The organism is Psychroserpens algicola (assembly GCF_014526325.1).
GTDB classification, from domain to species: Bacteria; Bacteroidota; Bacteroidia; order Flavobacteriales; family Flavobacteriaceae; genus Psychroserpens; species Psychroserpens algicola.
The window spans coordinates 35,248-52,326 of sequence record NZ_JACNMJ010000007.1; the positions used below are offsets into that span (position 1 = coordinate 35,248).

18 protein-coding genes are annotated in these 17,079 nt (G+C 32.8%); 7 read left to right on the forward strand and 11 right to left on the reverse strand.

Features of this window, described 5'->3' with window-relative positions; genetic code table 11:
- The first annotated feature begins 15 nt into the window (after positions 1-15).
- Positions 16-213 carry a hypothetical protein gene (locus H7350_RS13830; protein WP_204346516.1) on the forward strand — a complete coding sequence of 66 codons (198 nt, stop codon included), beginning with the start codon at positions 16-18 and terminating at the stop codon, positions 211-213.
- A 101-nt stretch (positions 214-314) separates the two neighbouring features.
- On the opposite strand, the gene H7350_RS13835 is transcribed toward H7350_RS13830, so the two are convergent.
- On the reverse strand, positions 315-1,253 hold the full coding sequence (locus H7350_RS13835; protein WP_204346517.1) for a LysR substrate-binding domain-containing protein: 939 nt from the start codon (positions 1,251-1,253) through the stop codon (positions 315-317).
- A gap of 109 nt (positions 1,254-1,362) precedes the next feature.
- On the opposite strand from H7350_RS13835, the gene H7350_RS13840 reads away from it, so the two are divergent.
- Positions 1,363-1,842: a Dps family protein gene (locus H7350_RS13840; protein WP_204346518.1), complete on the forward strand. Its 480-nt coding sequence runs from the start codon at positions 1,363-1,365 to the stop codon at positions 1,840-1,842.
- A gap of 94 nt (positions 1,843-1,936) precedes the next feature.
- Here H7350_RS13840 and H7350_RS13845 read toward each other — a convergent pair whose 3' ends face one another.
- On the reverse strand, positions 1,937-3,277 hold the full coding sequence (locus H7350_RS13845) for a hypothetical protein (RefSeq protein ID WP_204346519.1): 1,341 nt from the start codon (positions 3,275-3,277) through the stop codon (positions 1,937-1,939).
- A 127-nt stretch (positions 3,278-3,404) separates the two neighbouring features.
- Between H7350_RS13845 and H7350_RS13850 the strand changes: the two genes are divergently transcribed.
- The 3 genes from H7350_RS13850 to H7350_RS13860 all read left to right on the forward strand — a co-directional run bounded on the left by H7350_RS13850 (position 3,405) and on the right by H7350_RS13860 (position 7,205).
- Positions 3,405-3,917: an RNA polymerase sigma factor gene (locus tag H7350_RS13850; protein WP_204346520.1), complete on the forward strand. Its 513-nt coding sequence runs from the start codon at positions 3,405-3,407 to the stop codon at positions 3,915-3,917.
- A 61-nt stretch (positions 3,918-3,978) separates the two neighbouring features.
- A complete protein-coding gene (locus H7350_RS13855; protein ID WP_204346521.1) occupies positions 3,979-4,905 on the forward strand; it encodes a FecR domain-containing protein in 927 nt (308 codons plus the stop codon).
- Entirely contained in the window at positions 4,902-7,205 is a 2,304-nt protein-coding gene (locus H7350_RS13860; RefSeq protein WP_204346522.1) for a TonB-dependent receptor domain-containing protein, read from the forward strand. The genes H7350_RS13855 and H7350_RS13860 overlap by 4 nt, the downstream gene beginning before the upstream one ends.
- A 94-nt stretch (positions 7,206-7,299) precedes the next feature.
- Here the strand turns inward: H7350_RS13860 and H7350_RS13865 are convergent, their stop codons facing one another.
- The 8 genes from H7350_RS13865 to H7350_RS13900 form a co-directional block, all read right to left on the reverse strand.
- On the reverse strand, positions 7,300-7,716 hold the full coding sequence (locus H7350_RS13865; protein WP_204346523.1) for a DUF2141 domain-containing protein: 417 nt from the start codon (positions 7,714-7,716) through the stop codon (positions 7,300-7,302).
- Positions 7,717-7,911: 195 nt separating this feature from the next.
- The gene (locus H7350_RS13870; protein ID WP_235989356.1) at positions 7,912-9,243 is read right to left on the reverse strand and encodes a DUF58 domain-containing protein; all 1,332 of its coding nucleotides are present in this window, start codon (positions 9,241-9,243) and stop codon (positions 7,912-7,914) included.
- Position 9,244: 1 nt separating this feature from the next.
- Positions 9,245-9,778, reverse strand: coding sequence for a hypothetical protein (locus H7350_RS13875; protein ID WP_204346524.1), 534 nt, complete (start codon positions 9,776-9,778; stop codon positions 9,245-9,247).
- A 5-nt stretch (positions 9,779-9,783) separates the two neighbouring features.
- On the reverse strand, positions 9,784-10,875 hold the full coding sequence (locus H7350_RS13880; RefSeq protein WP_204346525.1) for an AAA family ATPase: 1,092 nt from the start codon (positions 10,873-10,875) through the stop codon (positions 9,784-9,786).
- A 4-nt stretch (positions 10,876-10,879) separates the two neighbouring features.
- Positions 10,880-12,076 (reverse strand): DUF4350 domain-containing protein, encoded by a 1,197-nt coding sequence (locus tag H7350_RS13885; RefSeq protein WP_204346526.1) that lies wholly within the window; start codon positions 12,074-12,076, stop codon positions 10,880-10,882.
- A complete protein-coding gene (locus H7350_RS13890; protein WP_204346527.1) occupies positions 12,073-12,831 on the reverse strand; it encodes a DUF4129 domain-containing protein in 759 nt (252 codons plus the stop codon). Before H7350_RS13890 ends, H7350_RS13885 begins: the two co-directional genes overlap by 4 nt.
- A complete protein-coding gene (locus H7350_RS13895) occupies positions 12,824-13,765 on the reverse strand; it encodes a hypothetical protein (protein WP_204346528.1) in 942 nt (313 codons plus the stop codon). Before H7350_RS13895 ends, H7350_RS13890 begins: the two co-directional genes overlap by 8 nt.
- Positions 13,752-14,732, reverse strand: a complete 981-nt coding sequence (locus tag H7350_RS13900) for a stage II sporulation protein M (RefSeq protein WP_204346529.1) — start codon at positions 14,730-14,732, stop codon at positions 13,752-13,754. The genes H7350_RS13895 and H7350_RS13900 overlap by 14 nt, the downstream gene beginning before the upstream one ends.
- Positions 14,733-14,755: 23 nt before the next feature.
- Between H7350_RS13900 and H7350_RS13905 the strand changes: the two genes are divergently transcribed.
- Together H7350_RS13905 and H7350_RS13910 are read left to right on the forward strand one after the other, a co-directional pair.
- Complete coding sequence (locus tag H7350_RS13905; protein ID WP_204346530.1) at positions 14,756-15,496, forward strand: RDD family protein; 741 nt, start codon at positions 14,756-14,758, stop codon at positions 15,494-15,496.
- Between the two features lie 393 nt (positions 15,497-15,889).
- Positions 15,890-16,501, forward strand: a complete 612-nt coding sequence (locus H7350_RS13910; RefSeq protein WP_204346531.1) for a trimeric intracellular cation channel family protein — start codon at positions 15,890-15,892, stop codon at positions 16,499-16,501.
- 1 nt (position 16,502) lies between these two features.
- On the opposite strand, the gene H7350_RS13915 is transcribed toward H7350_RS13910, so the two are convergent.
- Complete coding sequence (locus tag H7350_RS13915; protein WP_204346532.1) at positions 16,503-17,018, reverse strand: TlpA family protein disulfide reductase; 516 nt, start codon at positions 17,016-17,018, stop codon at positions 16,503-16,505.
- Between the last annotated feature and the right edge of the window lie 61 nt (positions 17,019-17,079).

Genomic DNA, 17,079 nt, shown 5'->3' on the forward strand with positions numbered 1-17,079 from the left:
AAACCCAATTAAAAAATGGCAAGAGCAATGTTTGAGTACACTAAAACTGTGCTTAATAAAGTGAGTTTCGACCCTACATTGTTCTGTAAAGAATTACAAAAAGCACTTCAACGATTATTACCTTACGAAATTGAAGAGCTTAAGATTTATATCAAATCATTAATTCTACAGAACCCTGAATTAAATCAATGTTTAATATTATTAAAAGAATAGAAAAAAGCGACTTACGAGTCGCTTTTTTTAGGTGTTATAGTTTCATTGTTCTCTTTTAGAGTATTGAGTAAGTCAAAACTTTTTATTGAGTTTAAGTGAAACTATTTTGCTCTCGGACTAATAATCTCCACATTTTGAAATGCTATTGCGCCTCTGATAATGCCTGAAATCACATCGTGAAGGGCATCAATTATTTGCATTTTGAGTTCATTTTTATGATAAATAATGCTGACTTCTCGTGCAGGTGAAGGTTCATTAAAATGATGTAACTGACTTGACATCTTTTCATTCAAATCTAAAGTATTGAGATAAGGCAAAAGGGTCATGCCTAAACCTTCATTAGAAAGTTTAACCAGTGTTTCTATACTGCCACTTTCTAATTGAAATTGATCGTCTTCATGCGTTTTAAAAGCTTTACAAAGATTAATAACTCCATCTCTAAAACAATGACCATCCTCTAAAAGCAACATGTCATTAATGTCTAAATCTGAAACATCTATTTTTTTCTTGTCTTTTAATCTATGATCATTTGGAATATAGCCTACAAAAGGTTCATAATACAGTACCCGTTCTTTAATATTGTCGTGTTCTAAAGGAGTAGCGGCAATAGCAGCATCTAGATGACCATCTGCAATTCTTGCAATAATTTCTTCGGTAGTTAACTCTTCAATTTTAAGCTTTACTTTAGGATATTTTTTTATAAAACTTTTAAGAAACATAGGCAGTAACGTTGGCATTATAGTTGGGATGATACCTATTTTGAATTCGCCACCTATAAAGCCTTTTTGTTGATCTACTATGTCTTGGATGCGATCTGATTCATCAACAATATTTTTTGCTTGTTGTACTATTTTACGTCCAACATCGGTAAGTTCTATGGGTTTTTTGCTTCTGTCGAAAATTTGAACATCCAGTTCGTCCTCTAATTTTTGTACCTGAGTACTTAAGGTTGGCTGTGTAACAAAACATTTTTCAGCCGCTTTGGTAAAATTTTTATGCTCGGCTATGGCAAGCACGTAATATAATTGTGTAATTGTCATATCGTATTCATTTAGACTATAAAAATATAAAAACTATTTATAAAAACTATGATAAATTTAAATTATTGTAATGTAAATTTGAATAAGTAAAAACAATAACAAGACAAACATGACATTAAATAGTATTGGTTTAGAGACCACAAAGACAAAATCAATAGCAGAAGATTTAAATCATCTTCTGGCTAATTTTCAGATTTATTATCAGAATTTACGAGGAATTCACTGGAATATCAAAGGAAAGCGTTTTTTTGAATTACATCCTAAATTTGAAGAATTATATACAGATGCAAATTTAAAAGTCGATGAAATTGCTGAGCGAATATTAACATTAGGAGCGACGCCGTTACATACTTTTGAAGATTATACCAAAGCAGCTAAAGTTCCTGTTGGGAAAAACATTTCAGTAGATGAAAAAGCTGTTCAGCTTATTGTTGATTCATTAACAGAATTATTAAAAATTGAACGCGCCATTTTAGAAGCTTCAGATGAGGCTAATGATGAAGGTACAAACTCAATGATGAGTGATTTTATTACCGAACAAGAAAAAACGGTTTGGATGATGAAAGCCTGGTTGGGCGAAAGTATTTAATTGTTTAGGAGCATTCAAATAAAAACCCTTTTAGAAAAAGGTATTCTAAAAGGGTTTTTGTTAATTAATTCAAACAACTTATAAAAAATATGTGCTAATCACAAGAGCGTTCTAAACCTAATATGTCGTTATTAGAGTGTAGTTCTATATAAGTTTCATTACATATAAAAACAGTCCAATCTAGGGCAGCGATTAGCGAATAAGGTTCCATATTAGAACTAAAAGACATTGTAACTTCGTTAGTAACTGGATCTTGACTTATACTCCATGAGCCTACATTGGCTGATGTGCCAGTTTCAGAATTTACGACTGTCCAGCTTCCATCCAGATTAAATTCAAAATATTCAGGTATGACATTATCATATAAACTTGTAAAACTATACCACTGGCATTCTTGCAGGTAAGCAGTAATGTCATCTTCATTACAATCTGAAGGGTTAGTGTTATTACAATTTATAAAATCCGTTTCGGTAAAACCGTCACATTCAGCATAGCATGCATTTGGATATGTAATGATACTTGTATTACCATTTGGTAATTCGATTTCAACACATACTGGATCAATAGCTTCATCCTGACATAAACAGTCGTCATCATTACCAAAACAATACTCCAATAGCTCTAAAAAAGCTTCTTCATTTCCAATGGAAAGTAGAGTGCCATCGCTTAAAGTCACATCAAAAGAATACACAAAATCAAAATAATAAGAATTGTACAGTGCATTGTCTAATTCTTCTTGAGAGTTCACTACGATGGTGTCACCATTATCTGTAATAATAGTTATTGGAAAGTTAAATTCAAAGCAATCTGTACCTCCTGGAGAGTTGTAATCTGATTCACAGTTTTCGGCAAAATCATCTTCAGTAAATCCGTCACATTCCGCATAACATGCATTAGGATAAGTCATTAAGAAGGTTTCTCCATCTGGTGCTTCAATTTCAACACACACAGGGTCGTAATTTTCATAACACTCACAGTCAAAACCATTGTCAAAACCACAGTTTTCAATTAATGCTGCAAATTCTTCTTCATTATTGATAGTTACAACAACTATCGCGTCTGAAGTGTCATTATAAGTCTCCACATCAAATGGAAATTCAATACCATTAATGTATAAGTCATTATTAAAATTAATGATGATACTAATTAATTCATCAAGACTGTTTACTGTTACTGTTGTCCCGTTATTATAGGATAAATTTAATGGGTAAACAAAGTCAAAACAGAAATCAAAAACAATATTTCCTGTTGGGTTTTCTGTAGGGATTAAGTTGCCTTGGGCATTAAACTGTAATCTCAGTTCGGCTAATGAAACGGTTATTGACTGACTGTCTTCTATGTTTTGTTCTTCAACAAGTGGTTCGTCATTAGTACATGATATTAAGACGCTTGTTATACAAACGAGACTTAATAGGAATAATTTAAAATTTTTCATTATAGCAATTTTTGGTTAATAATTTTAGCGATTAATCATAACTAAGACAACAGTCCTGAAAATTACCCTACTTTTTAATCTAATTATTTTTTATTTAGTTTTGAGGCATTCACTCTCAAGTTAAATCATGTCTAAAGGTCAGCATAATATTTGTCATTCTAAAACTTTTGAAACGCTCTATAATCAGTTTTCTAAAGACTTAAGGCGTTTTATTTTTTATAAAACACAAGATTTAGATCAAGCTGAAGATATTCTACAAGACACATTTGTTAAACTTTGGGATAATTGTGGTAAAGTTAGTTTTGACAAGGTTAAAAGTTACCTGTATACTGTTGCTAACAATACGTTTTTAAATCATGTAAAACATAATAAAGTAGTTCAGAAACATCAACAAGATTTAGTGAATTACAAAACGAATGAGTCTCCGGAATTCATCATGTTAGAAAAAGAGTTTATGCTTAAGTTAGAAACGACTATAAACGGATTGCCTCCAAAGCAAAAGGAAGTGTTTTTAATGAATAGAATAGAAAAGAAAACCTACAAAGAAATAGCATCACAATTAGATATTTCGGTAAAAGCTGTAGAGAAAAGAATGCATTTGGCTTTACTCGTTATACGTCGTGAAATCGGAAATATTTAAAAAAAAATGATAATTAAGGTAGGGTTTTGATGATAAGAGTTGTCTTAATAATATATAGAACATGAAAGAAGAGCAATTACATAACGAAAATGATACGTTTTTAGCCCAATGGTTAGCAGGTGATCTGTCTGATGATCAGCTCAAAAACATGATTTCAGAATCCGATTTTAAAGCATTTTTAAAAATTAGAAAGGGTATTGAAACCTATGAGGTTCTAGAAGGTGATGGCTCGGCATCATTTTCACAAATTCAGGATAAAATTTCTTTAAAGAAAAGCAAAGTCAAGTCACTCAATAATCGGTCATGGTGGATTGGTGTCGCAGCATCAATTGTATTACTTTTTGGATTGTTTTTAATTAGAAGTGATCAAGATGTGAAGATTGCTACAAATTATGGTGAACAAAAAACTATTGAGCTTTTAGATGGGTCACAGGTGGTGCTAAATTCGAAATCGACCTTAGTCTATAATGCTAATGAATGGCAAAACAATCGAACGTTGATGCTCAAAGGAGAAGCTTATTTTAAAGTAAAAAAAGGAAGTACATTTACGGTAACTACCGAAAATGGAAATGTAAGTGTTCTGGGCACACAGTTTAATGTTAACAGTGTCAGTGATTTATTTGAAGTCGCTTGTTTTGAAGGGAAAGTAAGCGTTCAAACACAAAAGGAAGACTATATTTTGACGCCTTCAAATGCGGTTAGACGCATTAACGGTTATGCTGTAGAAACCTGGAAAACAACTCTTGATAGTCCGAGTTGGATTGATGGCGAAAGTTCATTCACTAGCGTGCCATTGTCTTATGTAATTTCAGCTTTAGAATCGCAGTACAATATTAAAATTGATTCAAAAAACATTGACCAAACACTAGTTTATACAGGTAGTTTTACTCATAAAGATTTGGACATAGCTTTACAAACAGTTTTCAAGTCTTTAGAAATACGATACATTGAAAAAGAAAAAGGAAATATCTATTTGAGTACGAAGTGAAAAAATTGATAATCATTAGTATAGTAATTCTACCGTTTTTAGCCTTTTCGCAAGAAGAGGCTAAATTGTATTATTGTGCTTTTGATAATCAGAAATTAGAAGACGCTTTTAAAGCATTAGAAGATATCTATGATATTAAATTTTCCTATAACGATGAGGTTATAATCAATAAAAGGCTCAATCTTAAAAGAGAAAAACGCTCACTACAGCAAGTACTCACTGCTTTAGAGACTCAAACCAAACTGACTTTTGAAATTATAGCCAATCGTTATGTTATTGTTAATGCACCTGGAAGTGAAACTGAGATTCAGGAGTTAGATAAAATCATTCTGAAGAGTTATTTAACTAATGGAATTTCTAAGCAAAAAAATGGTGCATATCATATAAATCCGATACATCTTGGAATTCTGCCAGGTCTTACAGAGCCTGATATATTAGAAAGTATTCAATTGTTGCCAGGTGTAGTGAGTCCAAATGAAACAGCGTCGGGCTTTTTAGTCAGAGGAGGAAAAATGGATCAAAACCGACTCATTTGGGATGGCATCAATATGTATCATAAAGGTCATCTTTTTGGTATGATATCTCCATTTAATCCCAATGCTACCAAACGTATCACATTTATCAATAAAGGCTCACATCCTCGTTATGGAGAACGTGCCTCAAGTGTTACAGAAATGTCTACCACTACTACAATTGAAAAACAAACTAAAATCCAATTGGGAGTTAATGGCATAAATGGTGATGCCTATGTTGATTTGCCATTAATAAAAGAAAAGCTAGGATTGCAAGCTTCAATGAGGTCTAGTTATACTGATGTTTATCAGTCATTTACTTTTAATAAACTGGCGGATAAAGTGTTTGAAAGCACAAAAATTAAAAATGGAGATAATCCTAATAACAATTTTAACTTTATGGACTATAACATCAAGTTAAATTATAAGCCTACTACTCATAATAGTTTTTATGCGAGTGTGATTTCAATCGATAATGATTTAGATTACACGGTAAACAAAACAGACGACAATCAAACGTTTAATGATCGTATGTCGATAAAAAATAACGGTTATGGTTTGGGATGGAATAAAGTATGGAATCAACACCTGAAACAACATACATCTGCTTATTTTTCTGAATACAATCTAAATTATAACTTTATTACTTCTGAAAATGATACGCAAACTTCAGATTTTGAAAAGCAAAATGTCATTTTCGACTCAGGAATAGCTACAGAGTTTCAACAGACCATAAATGAAACGCATACAATTGATTTCGGATATCAGTACGTACTAAAAGATGTGGGTTATGTGTTTCGAAATACGGCTGAAAGTGCATTCATCTTAGATGAGGATAAATCGGTCATTCAAAGTCATAGTGTTTTTGCTAATTATGACTATAAAAATCCAAAATGGTTTGATGTCTCTTTAGGGTTGCGTGCTACATATTTTTCTGAATTAGATGATGTTAAGGTCGAGCCAAGACTTACCTTATATAAATCGCTTTTTAAACACGTAAAGCTTCAAATTACTGGTGAACTTAAAAATCAAATCATTAGTGAAATTGATGAAACGATTTTAAGTGATTTATCTCTAGAAAACAGACTTTGGCGATTGGCTGATGGTGATAAGTTTCCGATAATTAATAGTAAGCAGATTTCCGCGGGATTTATATTTTCTAATAACGGGTGGACATTAGATGTAGATAATTATTATAAAACCTTAGATAATATTACCGCTCTGTCGCTTGGTTTTTTAAACCCTGATAATAGTCAGTTTAATATAGGTGAGCAGTCTAGCTATGGTGTGGATGTGTTTTTGAAAAAACATTTTGATGGTTTTAATTCTTGGGTGAGTTATGCTTTCAATACTTCGGAAAGTAGATATCAGAACCTTAATGGTAATTCCTATTTTACTTCGCGATCAAATATAAGGCATGCATTTTCAACGGCTCTGAGTTATAAGGTTTCTAATTTTCAAGTAGCATTAGGTTGGCGATGGCAAACTGGAAAACCTTATACTTTAGCAACAGAAAGTTCGGAGGGTCTAGAATTTAATGACGGCATTAATACAAGGCGACTGTCAGATTACCATCGTTTAGATTTCTCATCAACGTATAAATTTAAATTTTCTAAAGCTGATAAATTAAGGGCCAAGATTGGAATCTCTATACGTAACATCTACAATAAAAATAATAGGATAAGTAAAGAGTATCGTGGAAACAATGCCGCAGAAAGTGAGATTGAAGTTATAGATAGATTTTCAATTGGATTTACGCCTAATTTAATGTTTAGAATGTACTGGTAACAAAAAGAGCCTTTAGGTAAAGGCTCTCTCAGTTGAATGGTTGGTCGGTTGATTGATTGATTGATTGATTGATTGATTGATTGATGTTTTGACTCTATAGTCGGATAGATAACTCCAGGTCTTTATTGCTAACATTAAATTTAGCATCGTCATATTGAGGAGGTCCAAAGCTTCTAACGTTGTTAGACATCCCATAGTTTTCTTTAGGCATGCTGTTGTCGTCATAATCCATTCTTTTGTTTTCATTGGCATCATGAAGTACCAGCAGCGCATATTCTCCAGGAGCTACATTTTCAAAAGTAAATGTTACTTTGCCATTGGTAATTTTTGATTCTAAATTGTCTATGCCTTGACCTTTCATAAACGTGTCAGACGTATGTAGTGCTATCATAGCGATGCCGTCGTTATTCGTAAAGTTTTCTACCGTTACGGTTATCGTATTTCCAGAGTCTTGAGTAAATCCTAAAGTTGAGATAAGCGTTAATGCGATGGTAAAGAATAAAGTTTTCATGATGGTGTGTTTTAATGGTTTGTTTGTTATTGATGATTCAAATATCAAACGAAAGCACCAACTTTCATAAAGCGATTTACCCAATTGTCAATTTATGAGTCTGAATTGTAATATGTAATACAGTTTCTATTAAAAGCTTACAAAATTTATATTTTGAATGCTGTATGAGTAACTTTCTAAGATTACTAAAAAGAATTACAAAAGACCTCTGGCTTTAATTTCGAGGTATTTATTAATGGTATCAATTGTTAAGTCTTCGGGAGAAGTTAATATAGATTGAATACCATATTTCTGGAGTTCATTAACAATTAAGCGCTTTTCAAAAGCGAATTTTTCGGCGATAACCTTGTCGTAAGCTTGTTGTACTGTTTCTGCTTTTTCAGTAATTAAAGTGTTGAGTTCGGTATTTTTAAAAAAGATGACCACCAATAAGTGGTTTTTTGAAATACCTTTTAAGTATGGTAATTGCCTGTGTAAACCATCGAGTGTTTCAAAATTAGTGTATAGTAGCATTAAACTACGTTGGGTGATGTTTCGTTTGCAGTCTGCATATAGTCTGCCATAGTCACTCTCATAAAAATCGGTTGAGGTATTATATAAGGTTTCTAAAATCAGATTCATTTGCGAAGTCCTACGTTCGGCAACCACAATATTTTCTACTTTCCTTGAGAAGGCCAAAATTCCTGCTTTGTCCTGTTTTTTTAATGCCACATTAGAAATAACCAGTGCCGCATTTATAGCATAATCCAAAAGCGTTAACCCATTAAAGGGCATTTTCATCACACGCCCTTTATCAATAATAGAATATACAGGTTGAGACTTTTCATCTTGAAATTGATTAACCATCAATTGGTTGCGTTTGGCCGTAGCTTTCCAGTTTATGGTTGGTAAGTCATCACCTAAGACATAATCTTTGATTTGCTCAAACTCCATGGTATGCCCAATTTTTCTTATTTTTTTTATGCCATATTGATGTAGATTATTACTAATGGCAATAAGGTCATACTTACGCAATTGCATAAAACTAGGGTAGGTTGGTACCATAGCGTTATCATCAGTGGAAAATCGTCTTGCGATTAATCCGAAAACTGAAGTGACATAGATGTTTAGTTTTCCGAAGTGATATTCGCCACGATCAACAGGACGTAATTTGTATTGTATTTCTGAAGCGCTTGATGCTTCTAATTTCCGTTTGATACTAAAATCGCGAACCTGAAACTGCTCAGGAATTTCATCTATAATATTTACATAAACATTAAACGTATAATAATTATGGATTAACAAATGCACTGGATTCTCGTCACCGTTTGAGAATTTTTCGGGTAAAGTACGCTTACCTACGACGCCGTTTTTGGCAGCAAATAAAATAATAGTGTCTAAAATAGTAAGCGTTACCAATAAGAGTAGTAGAATTTTCACAACCGCAAAACCTCTGGGAAATATGAAGCTCAATACAAACAATGCCATTATAACAATGCAAGCATAGAAGAATCTGTTTTGTAAATAAAAAGGTTTTATACGTTTCAAATCAGGCAATGGTATTATTGGTTTTTCTAATTTTTAAATCGGTCTCATAAAATTTATTCCCTAAACTATCTTTTAAATGTGTGATGTTAATATCGTAATTATAGCCATACATTTTTGATACACTATCTAATGCATCTTTGCGTTTTTTTGCGATGTTTAAGTTCGTGTTATAGAGGTTTAAAGGCGCAAATGCAAATCCTAAAGCGGCCAAACCTACAGTCATAATAACTATTGGAACTGTAGAAATGACGCCTTTATCTAAAATGAATTTTCCTAACAGAAATCCGCCTAGTACTAGCGCCAAAGCAAGTATTGAATACATAATCACATGTCCTACGGTATCTGTTTTGGTTTTTAAAACAGTTTCATATTCGATATTAACATGTTCAATTTCTTTTTCAAACTCAGCATCTAACTTGATGAGACCACACTTATGTTGAAAGTCAGGTTTTTTATCGGTTAAACCGCATAGTGTACCTGTCTTAAAATCGATAATTTTATGATCACAAATTTTACAATGTTGAGTTAGATTCATAGGGTTTATCTAGGAATTTCTACAGCTTCTATAATTTGTTTTATAATTTGTTTTGTCGTCACGCCTTCCATTTCACGTTCTGGAGTTACAATCACACGATGTTGTAAAACAGGTATTGCAGCACGTTTGATGTCTTCTGGAGTCACAAAATCACGTCCGTCCATAGCAGCAAAAGCTTTACTCGCCTTTAAAATAGCAATAGAAGCTCTTGGTGATGCGCCTAAATATAAAAACGGATTATTACGCGTGTTTACTATAATATCGGCAATATATTTGATGAGGTGTGACTCGATTATAATTTGATCTACAAGTCCTTGAAATGTATTGATTTGCGCTTTGCTTAAGTGAGCTTTAACCTGATCTGTTTTTATGGCTCCTTGTAGATTTTGCTCACGGTTTAAGATTTCAATTTCTTCATCTAAATTTGGATAATCAATATCTATTTTGAATAAAAAACGATCTAATTGAGCTTCAGGCAATCGGTAGGTACCTTCTTGCTCTACAGGGTTTTGAGTTGCTAAAACAATAAACGGTAAATCCATTTTAAATTTATTACCATCTATAGTAATTTGGCGCTCTTCCATAACTTCGAAAAGAGCCGCTTGAGTTTTTGCTGGTGCTCTGTTGATTTCATCAATAAGAATCATATTAGAAAAAATCGGACCTTCTTTAAATTCGAATTCAGAATTTTTCATATTGAAAACCGATGTTCCTAAAATATCACTCGGCATGAGATCTGGTGTAAATTGAATTCGACTAAAGCCAATAGCTAAGGATTTTGCAAGCAATTTTGCTGAAATGGTCTTAGCAACTCCTGGAACACCTTCGATAAGCGAGTGACCGTTAGCAAGAATTGATGCGATAAGCATGTCTATCATTCCTTTTTGACCAACAATAACTTTGCTGATTTCATTTTTGATTAAGGCAATACCGTCTTGCAATTCGGTTAAATCAATTCGGTTTTTGAAACTCAAATCCTTTTCAGGTTCTGATACGTCTTTTGAAATAGCTTCAGGTGTATGCTCCAGTCCCGATTCCTGTGCCTGTTCGTTATTTGGTGTCAAATCCTCGTTTTGGTTGTCCTCTAAATGTTCCATAGTCTTATTTGGTATAAAAATCTTCAATTGCTGTGTTTAATCGTAATAAATCACTTTCATTACAATTGGATTTAGCTTTTAAATATACAATCTGGTTAATTAATGTTTTAATATCACTTTCATCTTTTCCAGATTTTTTAGCTAAACTTTTTACAAATTTATCATCTAAAATCTGCGTGTCTAAATAATACACACGACGAATGTACTCTAAGAAATAAGTGATTTTTTTGTCTATTAAATTGTTGTGGTCTTTTGTTTCGTAATACAAATTACCAATAGTTTTGATAAATTCTATTGTGGTATTTCTAATTGGTGTTTTGATATTGACAATACGTTGTTTTCTTTTGGCATTAAAAATCATGAAGAGTACTGCGCTTAATAGTCCCAAATACCAAGCCCATTTTAGTGGTGGCTGGCTAAAAATATAACGTAATGGAGATCGGTCGAGCTCTTCTCTTACTTTGTTTCTGGAATCAAAATAAATGGTGTCATCACTTAAATACGACATGACGCTGGATACATATTTGTGATTGGATCTCTTGAGTAAATTATAATTTGTAAAAGCAGTAGGCTGTAAATGCAAATAAAATTGACCACTTCCCCAAGGTATTTTTATAAAATTGGTGCGTATAGAATCATTAAATTTTTGGTAACCTAAAACCGTCGTGGATAGTGTATCTATTTTAGAAAAATAAATATTACTTAAATCTTTATCTATCGTTATGGAATCATTTACGAGCCTCGGATTAGAAAACGAGAGTTCTGCTTTTCCGCTAAAGCTATAATCGGTCCTGGTATCAAAACCAAGAGAGTCTATTAAGCGTTCAGGAAAGTAACTACTAGAAATAAAAATATCATTTCCGTAGGAAGCAAAATCCATTAATTCTTGAGCAGAAGTATTGTCTATATTGGGATAGTCATCAATTACAACATATGTTCCAGTAGTAAGATATGTACTGTCTTCCCAACTGTAATAATCGTCAAAAAATTCATAAGGTGTTACTTTAATTGACTGAACTTTACTTTCTGGGAATAAGTTTTTTAGCTCTTCGTGAAAAACATATGTTCCATACGGTATTTTATGTTTTTCATTATAGGTTTTTTGCCAATTGACTGGTCGTGGTATTGAAAACTCAACAGCAATAAGACCTACAATAAGTAGTACCAGAATCCCAATATATATTTTTAAAGATTTACTCATTTTTTCATTGAATTTAAAAATTGAGTAAATGCATCTTTGGCTTTTTTAAATTGAAGTTCATCAATGTCAAATTCGCCATACCAAATGTAATTATAGAGGTAAGAGGTATATGAAAATTCTTTTTTTGTAGCCTCTTTTTTAATCTCCAGATAATAGTCACTATTAGTTTTTTCTACATCATAATCTATGATTTCTGCTTCAGAAAGTATTTTAAGTAACCATAGGTAGTAATAGCGAATTGCTAATCTGTAGTTATTTTCACTTTCAGCACTTTTAATTAGTGATTGGAAATCGGTTTGGTAAATATTAGTTTCTATATCAGTAACAGGAATTATACTTTTGTCTGAAGACTTTCCAAAGACCCAATTACCTTCCTTATTCATAATGGCTTTGACAATAAAAAAGACGACAAGTAATAAAAGCACAATATAGAAGATATTAAGCGCCATATCGGTTACATCTGCAGCTCTGGCATCCGTATTAATATCAAATAAGTCTTTAAAGAAATCGGATAACCACTGTTTAAAGCGCGTCCACCAGCCTGAATTCTCAACGGTTCGTTCATATACAAACTCATCGCCGGAATAAGTTTCATTTAAGTCTTCGTATTCGCGTTTTTCAATATAATCGGTGTCTATTTGTACAGAGTCTTGTGCGGTTTGTAAATGTAGTGCATAACTGTAGCTGACTGCATTTGAGCTGAGCGGTATTCCGAAGAACAATAACGCGATATATAAGTAGGAATATCTATTCACCTTCTCCGATTAAATCAATATCACTCTTGGTATTTATATTTTCGTTGTCTTCTTTCAGACTGTAAAAAATGACACCTTGATTGAGTTGCACAATAACATTTAATAAACTACCAACAATAAATGACAGTAAAAAAATGACGAGTAATATGATGGTCATTGTTTTTTGAATCTCCGTTGGGTCTGGATTATAACCAGGTTCGACATCGATAAATAAATTGACAATACCAAAGATATAAGGTACAAAGGTGACGACCATTTGTGCTAAGTAAGCCATTACAAAAAAGATACCGACACTTCCTATTGCTGCCCAGAATTTACGACTCATAAGCGACCAGAAATAACCAAAACTTTCCCAGATGCCTTTTTTCTGCTCTAAATATTCCATTAATCCACCTTGATAGAATAAACTAACGCCTCCAACAACTAAGGGAAGTAACAGCATACCAATGATAGTAATGGATAATATAAACGAAACAATTCCGGCAAAAATGGCAATTGGAATTAAAATGAGTAATCCGCAAATTAGAAAAACTAGTATTTTACCAATATTATGTTTATAGGATTTTATAATATCAGAGGCGCTAAAATGTTTGCCATCATGTTTGACATAAAGTTTCAAATAAATTGGTACAAATGCATAGGAAATAATTGCAGCGACCACACCAATAATTAAAAAAACGATAAACAGCAAAGCGAAAAGCCCTGAGTTTTCATTTATGTATTTTTCAAGGGCATTGACATTACCATTGACAAACCCACCAAAAACAATATCTGTATAAAACTTACTAATGAAGTAAGTCATAACCATTAAAATCAACAGAAAAGCGCCATTAATAATAAAAAAGTGCTTATATAAGTGCTTGCCGTTTTGCTTTAAAAACGCAAACGTATCTTGAAAATACTCTCCAAAACCTCTTGATTTATATAGCAGCATGGGCTTTTTTTAATTGTTTGTGAACTATAAATGGATAGATAAAATAGTAAAATGAAATAAAGCCAAGCGTACTTACAATAATAGTTACAGATACCCAAGGCGGCATGGTTGTATTGGCATATCGAGTAACATAGCCTTCTAAAAATGCGGCGACTATGGTAAATGGAATGGTGCTTAAAAATATTTTGAATGAATCTTTAAATCCGATTTTTAAGGACATCATTCGAGAGTATGTTTTAGGAAATAAAACACTGGCACCTAAAATTAAGCCTGCTGCAGCTTCAATAACCATAGCAAAAATTTCGAAGCTTCCATGTATCCAAATGCCTCTAACGCTTGCCCATAAGGTGTTAAACTCATAAAACATATATTGAAATGAACCAACCATTATACTGTTGTACATGAGTATGAGAACAGAACCAATGCCTCCAAAAATGCCCCAAAAATAGTTATTAATGGCAACTCGTAAATTATTGTAAAGAATACCTAAAAAAGTTCCCCAATTTGTATTGGTGCCATAGATGGCTGTTGGGTTTCCGTTTTCAATATTTTCTTTAGTTTGATTCACATAACCATCCGATAATATGAGTCTCACAAAGTTTTCATCCTTTGCAGAGGATAGGACGCCAATACTCAGGAAAATTCCAAAAAGTATAAAAGCATAAAGGATATAACGCCTGTATTCATAGACGATAAGCGGAACTTCAGTTTTCCAGAAATGAACAAATCGATTCGTGTCCTGACGTTTCGTTTTATAAATTTTTTGAAAAGCTTTAGCTGCTAGGTTGTTTAAATAAAGAATTGTTTTACTTTTGGGATAGTAAGTTTGAGCGTAAGACAAATCATTTACTAACTGAATGTAAAGTGTTGCAAGTTCGTCAGGGTTTTTAAGGGTTTTACCAAAAATAGCCTTTTCAAAATTGAGCCACTTTTCCTTATTCTGCTTAATAAATGCCACTTCTCTCATAAGCTTTCAAATTAAAGCAATTAATGGTAGAGTTACAAATAAATACGACACAAAACGTGAATATAAATTTCATTGCTGCAAGCATTGGAGAACGTATGCTGGCCTATGTCATTGATATTGTAATTAAAATCGCTTATGTGCTAGGTTTTGGTTATATCGTTTTTGATATATTCAAATTTGATGATGTATTTAATGATCTGGATGGCTGGTCTCAACAAGCCGTATATGTTATTTTTATGCTGCCTGTTTTGTTTTACACGCTAACACTCGAATCTATATTTGAAGGACAAACTTTAGGGAAGCGTATTATGAAAATCAAAGTGGTTAAGATCGATGGTTATCAGGCGTCTTTTCCAGATTATCTAATCCGATGGTCGTTGCGAGCTATTGATATGATTATGTTTGGAGTGGTTGGTTTAATTACGATTGTAAGTAGTAAAAAAAGTCAGCGTTTAGGCGATATGTCGGCAGGAACCTCTGTAATTTCATTAAAAAGTAATGTCAATATTAGTCATACGATACTAGAAGAGTTAGACGATAGTTATCAGCCCACATATCCTAATGTGATTAAGTTGTCTGATAATGATGCACGTATCATCAAAGAAACCTATGTAAGAGCGAAAGCAGCAAAAGATTACGAAACACTTATTAAACTGCGGAAAAAGATAATTCAAGTTGTCGAAATCAAAGAATTTAATGACACCGATATTGAATTTATTGATACGATTCTGAAAGATTATAATTACTACACCCAAGGAATGTAAGCAGAGAACCAAATTTCTTTTTTAAGAAATTTGTGTGAATCGCTTATTCCGAACTTGATTCGGAATCTCATAAGCATTAAGAAACCATCGAACCAAATTTCTTTTTTAAGACATTTGTGTGAATCGCTTATTCCGAACTTGATTCGGAATCTCATAAGCACTAAGAAACCATCGAACCAAATTTCTTTTTTAAGACATTTGTGTGAATCGCTTATTCTGAACTTGATTCGGAATCTCATAAGCATTAAGAAACCATCGAACCAAATTTCTTTTTTAAGACATTTGTGTGAATCGCTTGTTCCGAACCTGACTTTTTATCATCCAAATAATTATCCTTAATTAAGGAAATTTCAATTAAGCAAAGTATTTTTGCATCACAATTACTATAGGTATATGTTTTTTCAAGTCATCGATATTTTAGGAACTATTGCTTTTGCCATATCTGGTGTTTTAGTGGCACTAGAAAAGCGTATGGATGCTTTTGGTGTATTGATTATCGCCTTTGTTACAGCAGTTGGAGGCGGAACCTTACGTGATGTTATGATTGGAATCCATCCAGTATCATGGATGACCAATATGACTTATGTTTATGTTATTGTAGCTTCTGCGGTCTTTGCTGTTTTACTTCGGTATAAAATTAACTACCTACGACGTTCACTCTTTTTATTTGATACCATTGGTATTGGTTTGTATACTGTTGTTGGTATTGAAACAGGAATAGTAGCTGGCTTACACCCCATTATCTGTATAGCCTTAGGAACGATGACAGCTTGTTTTGGAGGTGTGCTTCGTGATATTTTATGTAATGAAATTCCTGTGATTTTCAGAAAAGAAATTTATGCTACAGCATGTATTTTAGGCGGATTAACGTATTTCCTTCTGCGGAAGTTTGTAGCAGATAGTAATTTTATCTTTGTAATTGCCGGACTCATCGTCATTATAGTTCGACTATTAGCTGTAAAATTAAAAATTAGCTTACCGAGTTTATACAAGGACAAGGCTTAGCTTAGTCATTTAAAAGCGCTTTTATTTCCTTAACGAGCTGGTCTAAACTATTTTCAGAATAGCCTGTGGAAATATATCTCACTATACCATTTTTATCTATTAGGTAGTTTTTTGGGATATACTTTGTTGCATAAGTGTCCCAAATACTTTTATCGGGATCTAAACCGACATTAAAATCAATGCCTTTGTCTTTAAGGCTTTCCATTTTTTGTTTAACAAGCGCCTCATCTTCTCCACGGGAAATAGGAATGAATACGAAATCTTCGTCAGCAAAAACTGATAATATTTTATCAGGAATCTCTTTAAATTCCATAATACAAGGTCCACACCATGTTGCCCAAAAGTTAACGAGTACAACTTTTCCTTTTAGCGATGAAAGTGTTATGGCATCACCTTCAAGCATTTGTACTGTAAAGTCGGCAGCAGTGTCATTAACTTTTAAAAGGGAACCTTTACTACCTTGTGCAATGCTTGTTAAGCTAAAGAGACTTATTGCTAGAATGATAAGATATTTCATGAGTGACTGAGGTTGTTTGATCTTACTAATCTAGTAAAATAAAATGAATGTGACTTTATTA

Coding starts and splice junctions, on each gene's coding strand:
- H7350_RS13895 (WP_204346528.1), bottom strand. CDS start 13,765: ATGCTGCTATATAAATCAAGAGGTTTTGGAGAGTATTTTCAAGATACG.
- H7350_RS13840 (WP_204346518.1), top strand. CDS start 1,363: ATGACATTAAATAGTATTGGTTTAGAGACCACAAAGACAAAATCAATA.
- H7350_RS13845 (WP_204346519.1), bottom strand. CDS start 3,277: ATGAAAAATTTTAAATTATTCCTATTAAGTCTCGTTTGTATAACAAGC.
- H7350_RS13855 (WP_204346521.1), top strand. CDS start 3,979: ATGAAAGAAGAGCAATTACATAACGAAAATGATACGTTTTTAGCCCAA.
- H7350_RS13875 (WP_204346524.1), bottom strand. CDS start 9,778: ATGAATCTAACTCAACATTGTAAAATTTGTGATCATAAAATTATCGAT.
- H7350_RS13835 (WP_204346517.1), bottom strand. CDS start 1,253: ATGACAATTACACAATTATATTACGTGCTTGCCATAGCCGAGCATAAA.
- H7350_RS13865 (WP_204346523.1), bottom strand. CDS start 7,716: ATGAAAACTTTATTCTTTACCATCGCATTAACGCTTATCTCAACTTTA.
- H7350_RS13910 (WP_204346531.1), top strand. CDS start 15,890: ATGTTTTTTCAAGTCATCGATATTTTAGGAACTATTGCTTTTGCCATA.
- H7350_RS13850 (WP_204346520.1), top strand. CDS start 3,405: ATGTCTAAAGGTCAGCATAATATTTGTCATTCTAAAACTTTTGAAACG.
- H7350_RS13915 (WP_204346532.1), bottom strand. CDS start 17,018: ATGAAATATCTTATCATTCTAGCAATAAGTCTCTTTAGCTTAACAAGC.
- H7350_RS13880 (WP_204346525.1), bottom strand. CDS start 10,875: ATGGAACATTTAGAGGACAACCAAAACGAGGATTTGACACCAAATAAC.
- H7350_RS13885 (WP_204346526.1), bottom strand. CDS start 12,076: ATGAGTAAATCTTTAAAAATATATATTGGGATTCTGGTACTACTTATT.
- H7350_RS13830 (WP_204346516.1), top strand. CDS start 16: ATGGCAAGAGCAATGTTTGAGTACACTAAAACTGTGCTTAATAAAGTG.
- H7350_RS13905 (WP_204346530.1), top strand. CDS start 14,756: ATGGTAGAGTTACAAATAAATACGACACAAAACGTGAATATAAATTTC.
- H7350_RS13900 (WP_204346529.1), bottom strand. CDS start 14,732: ATGAGAGAAGTGGCATTTATTAAGCAGAATAAGGAAAAGTGGCTCAAT.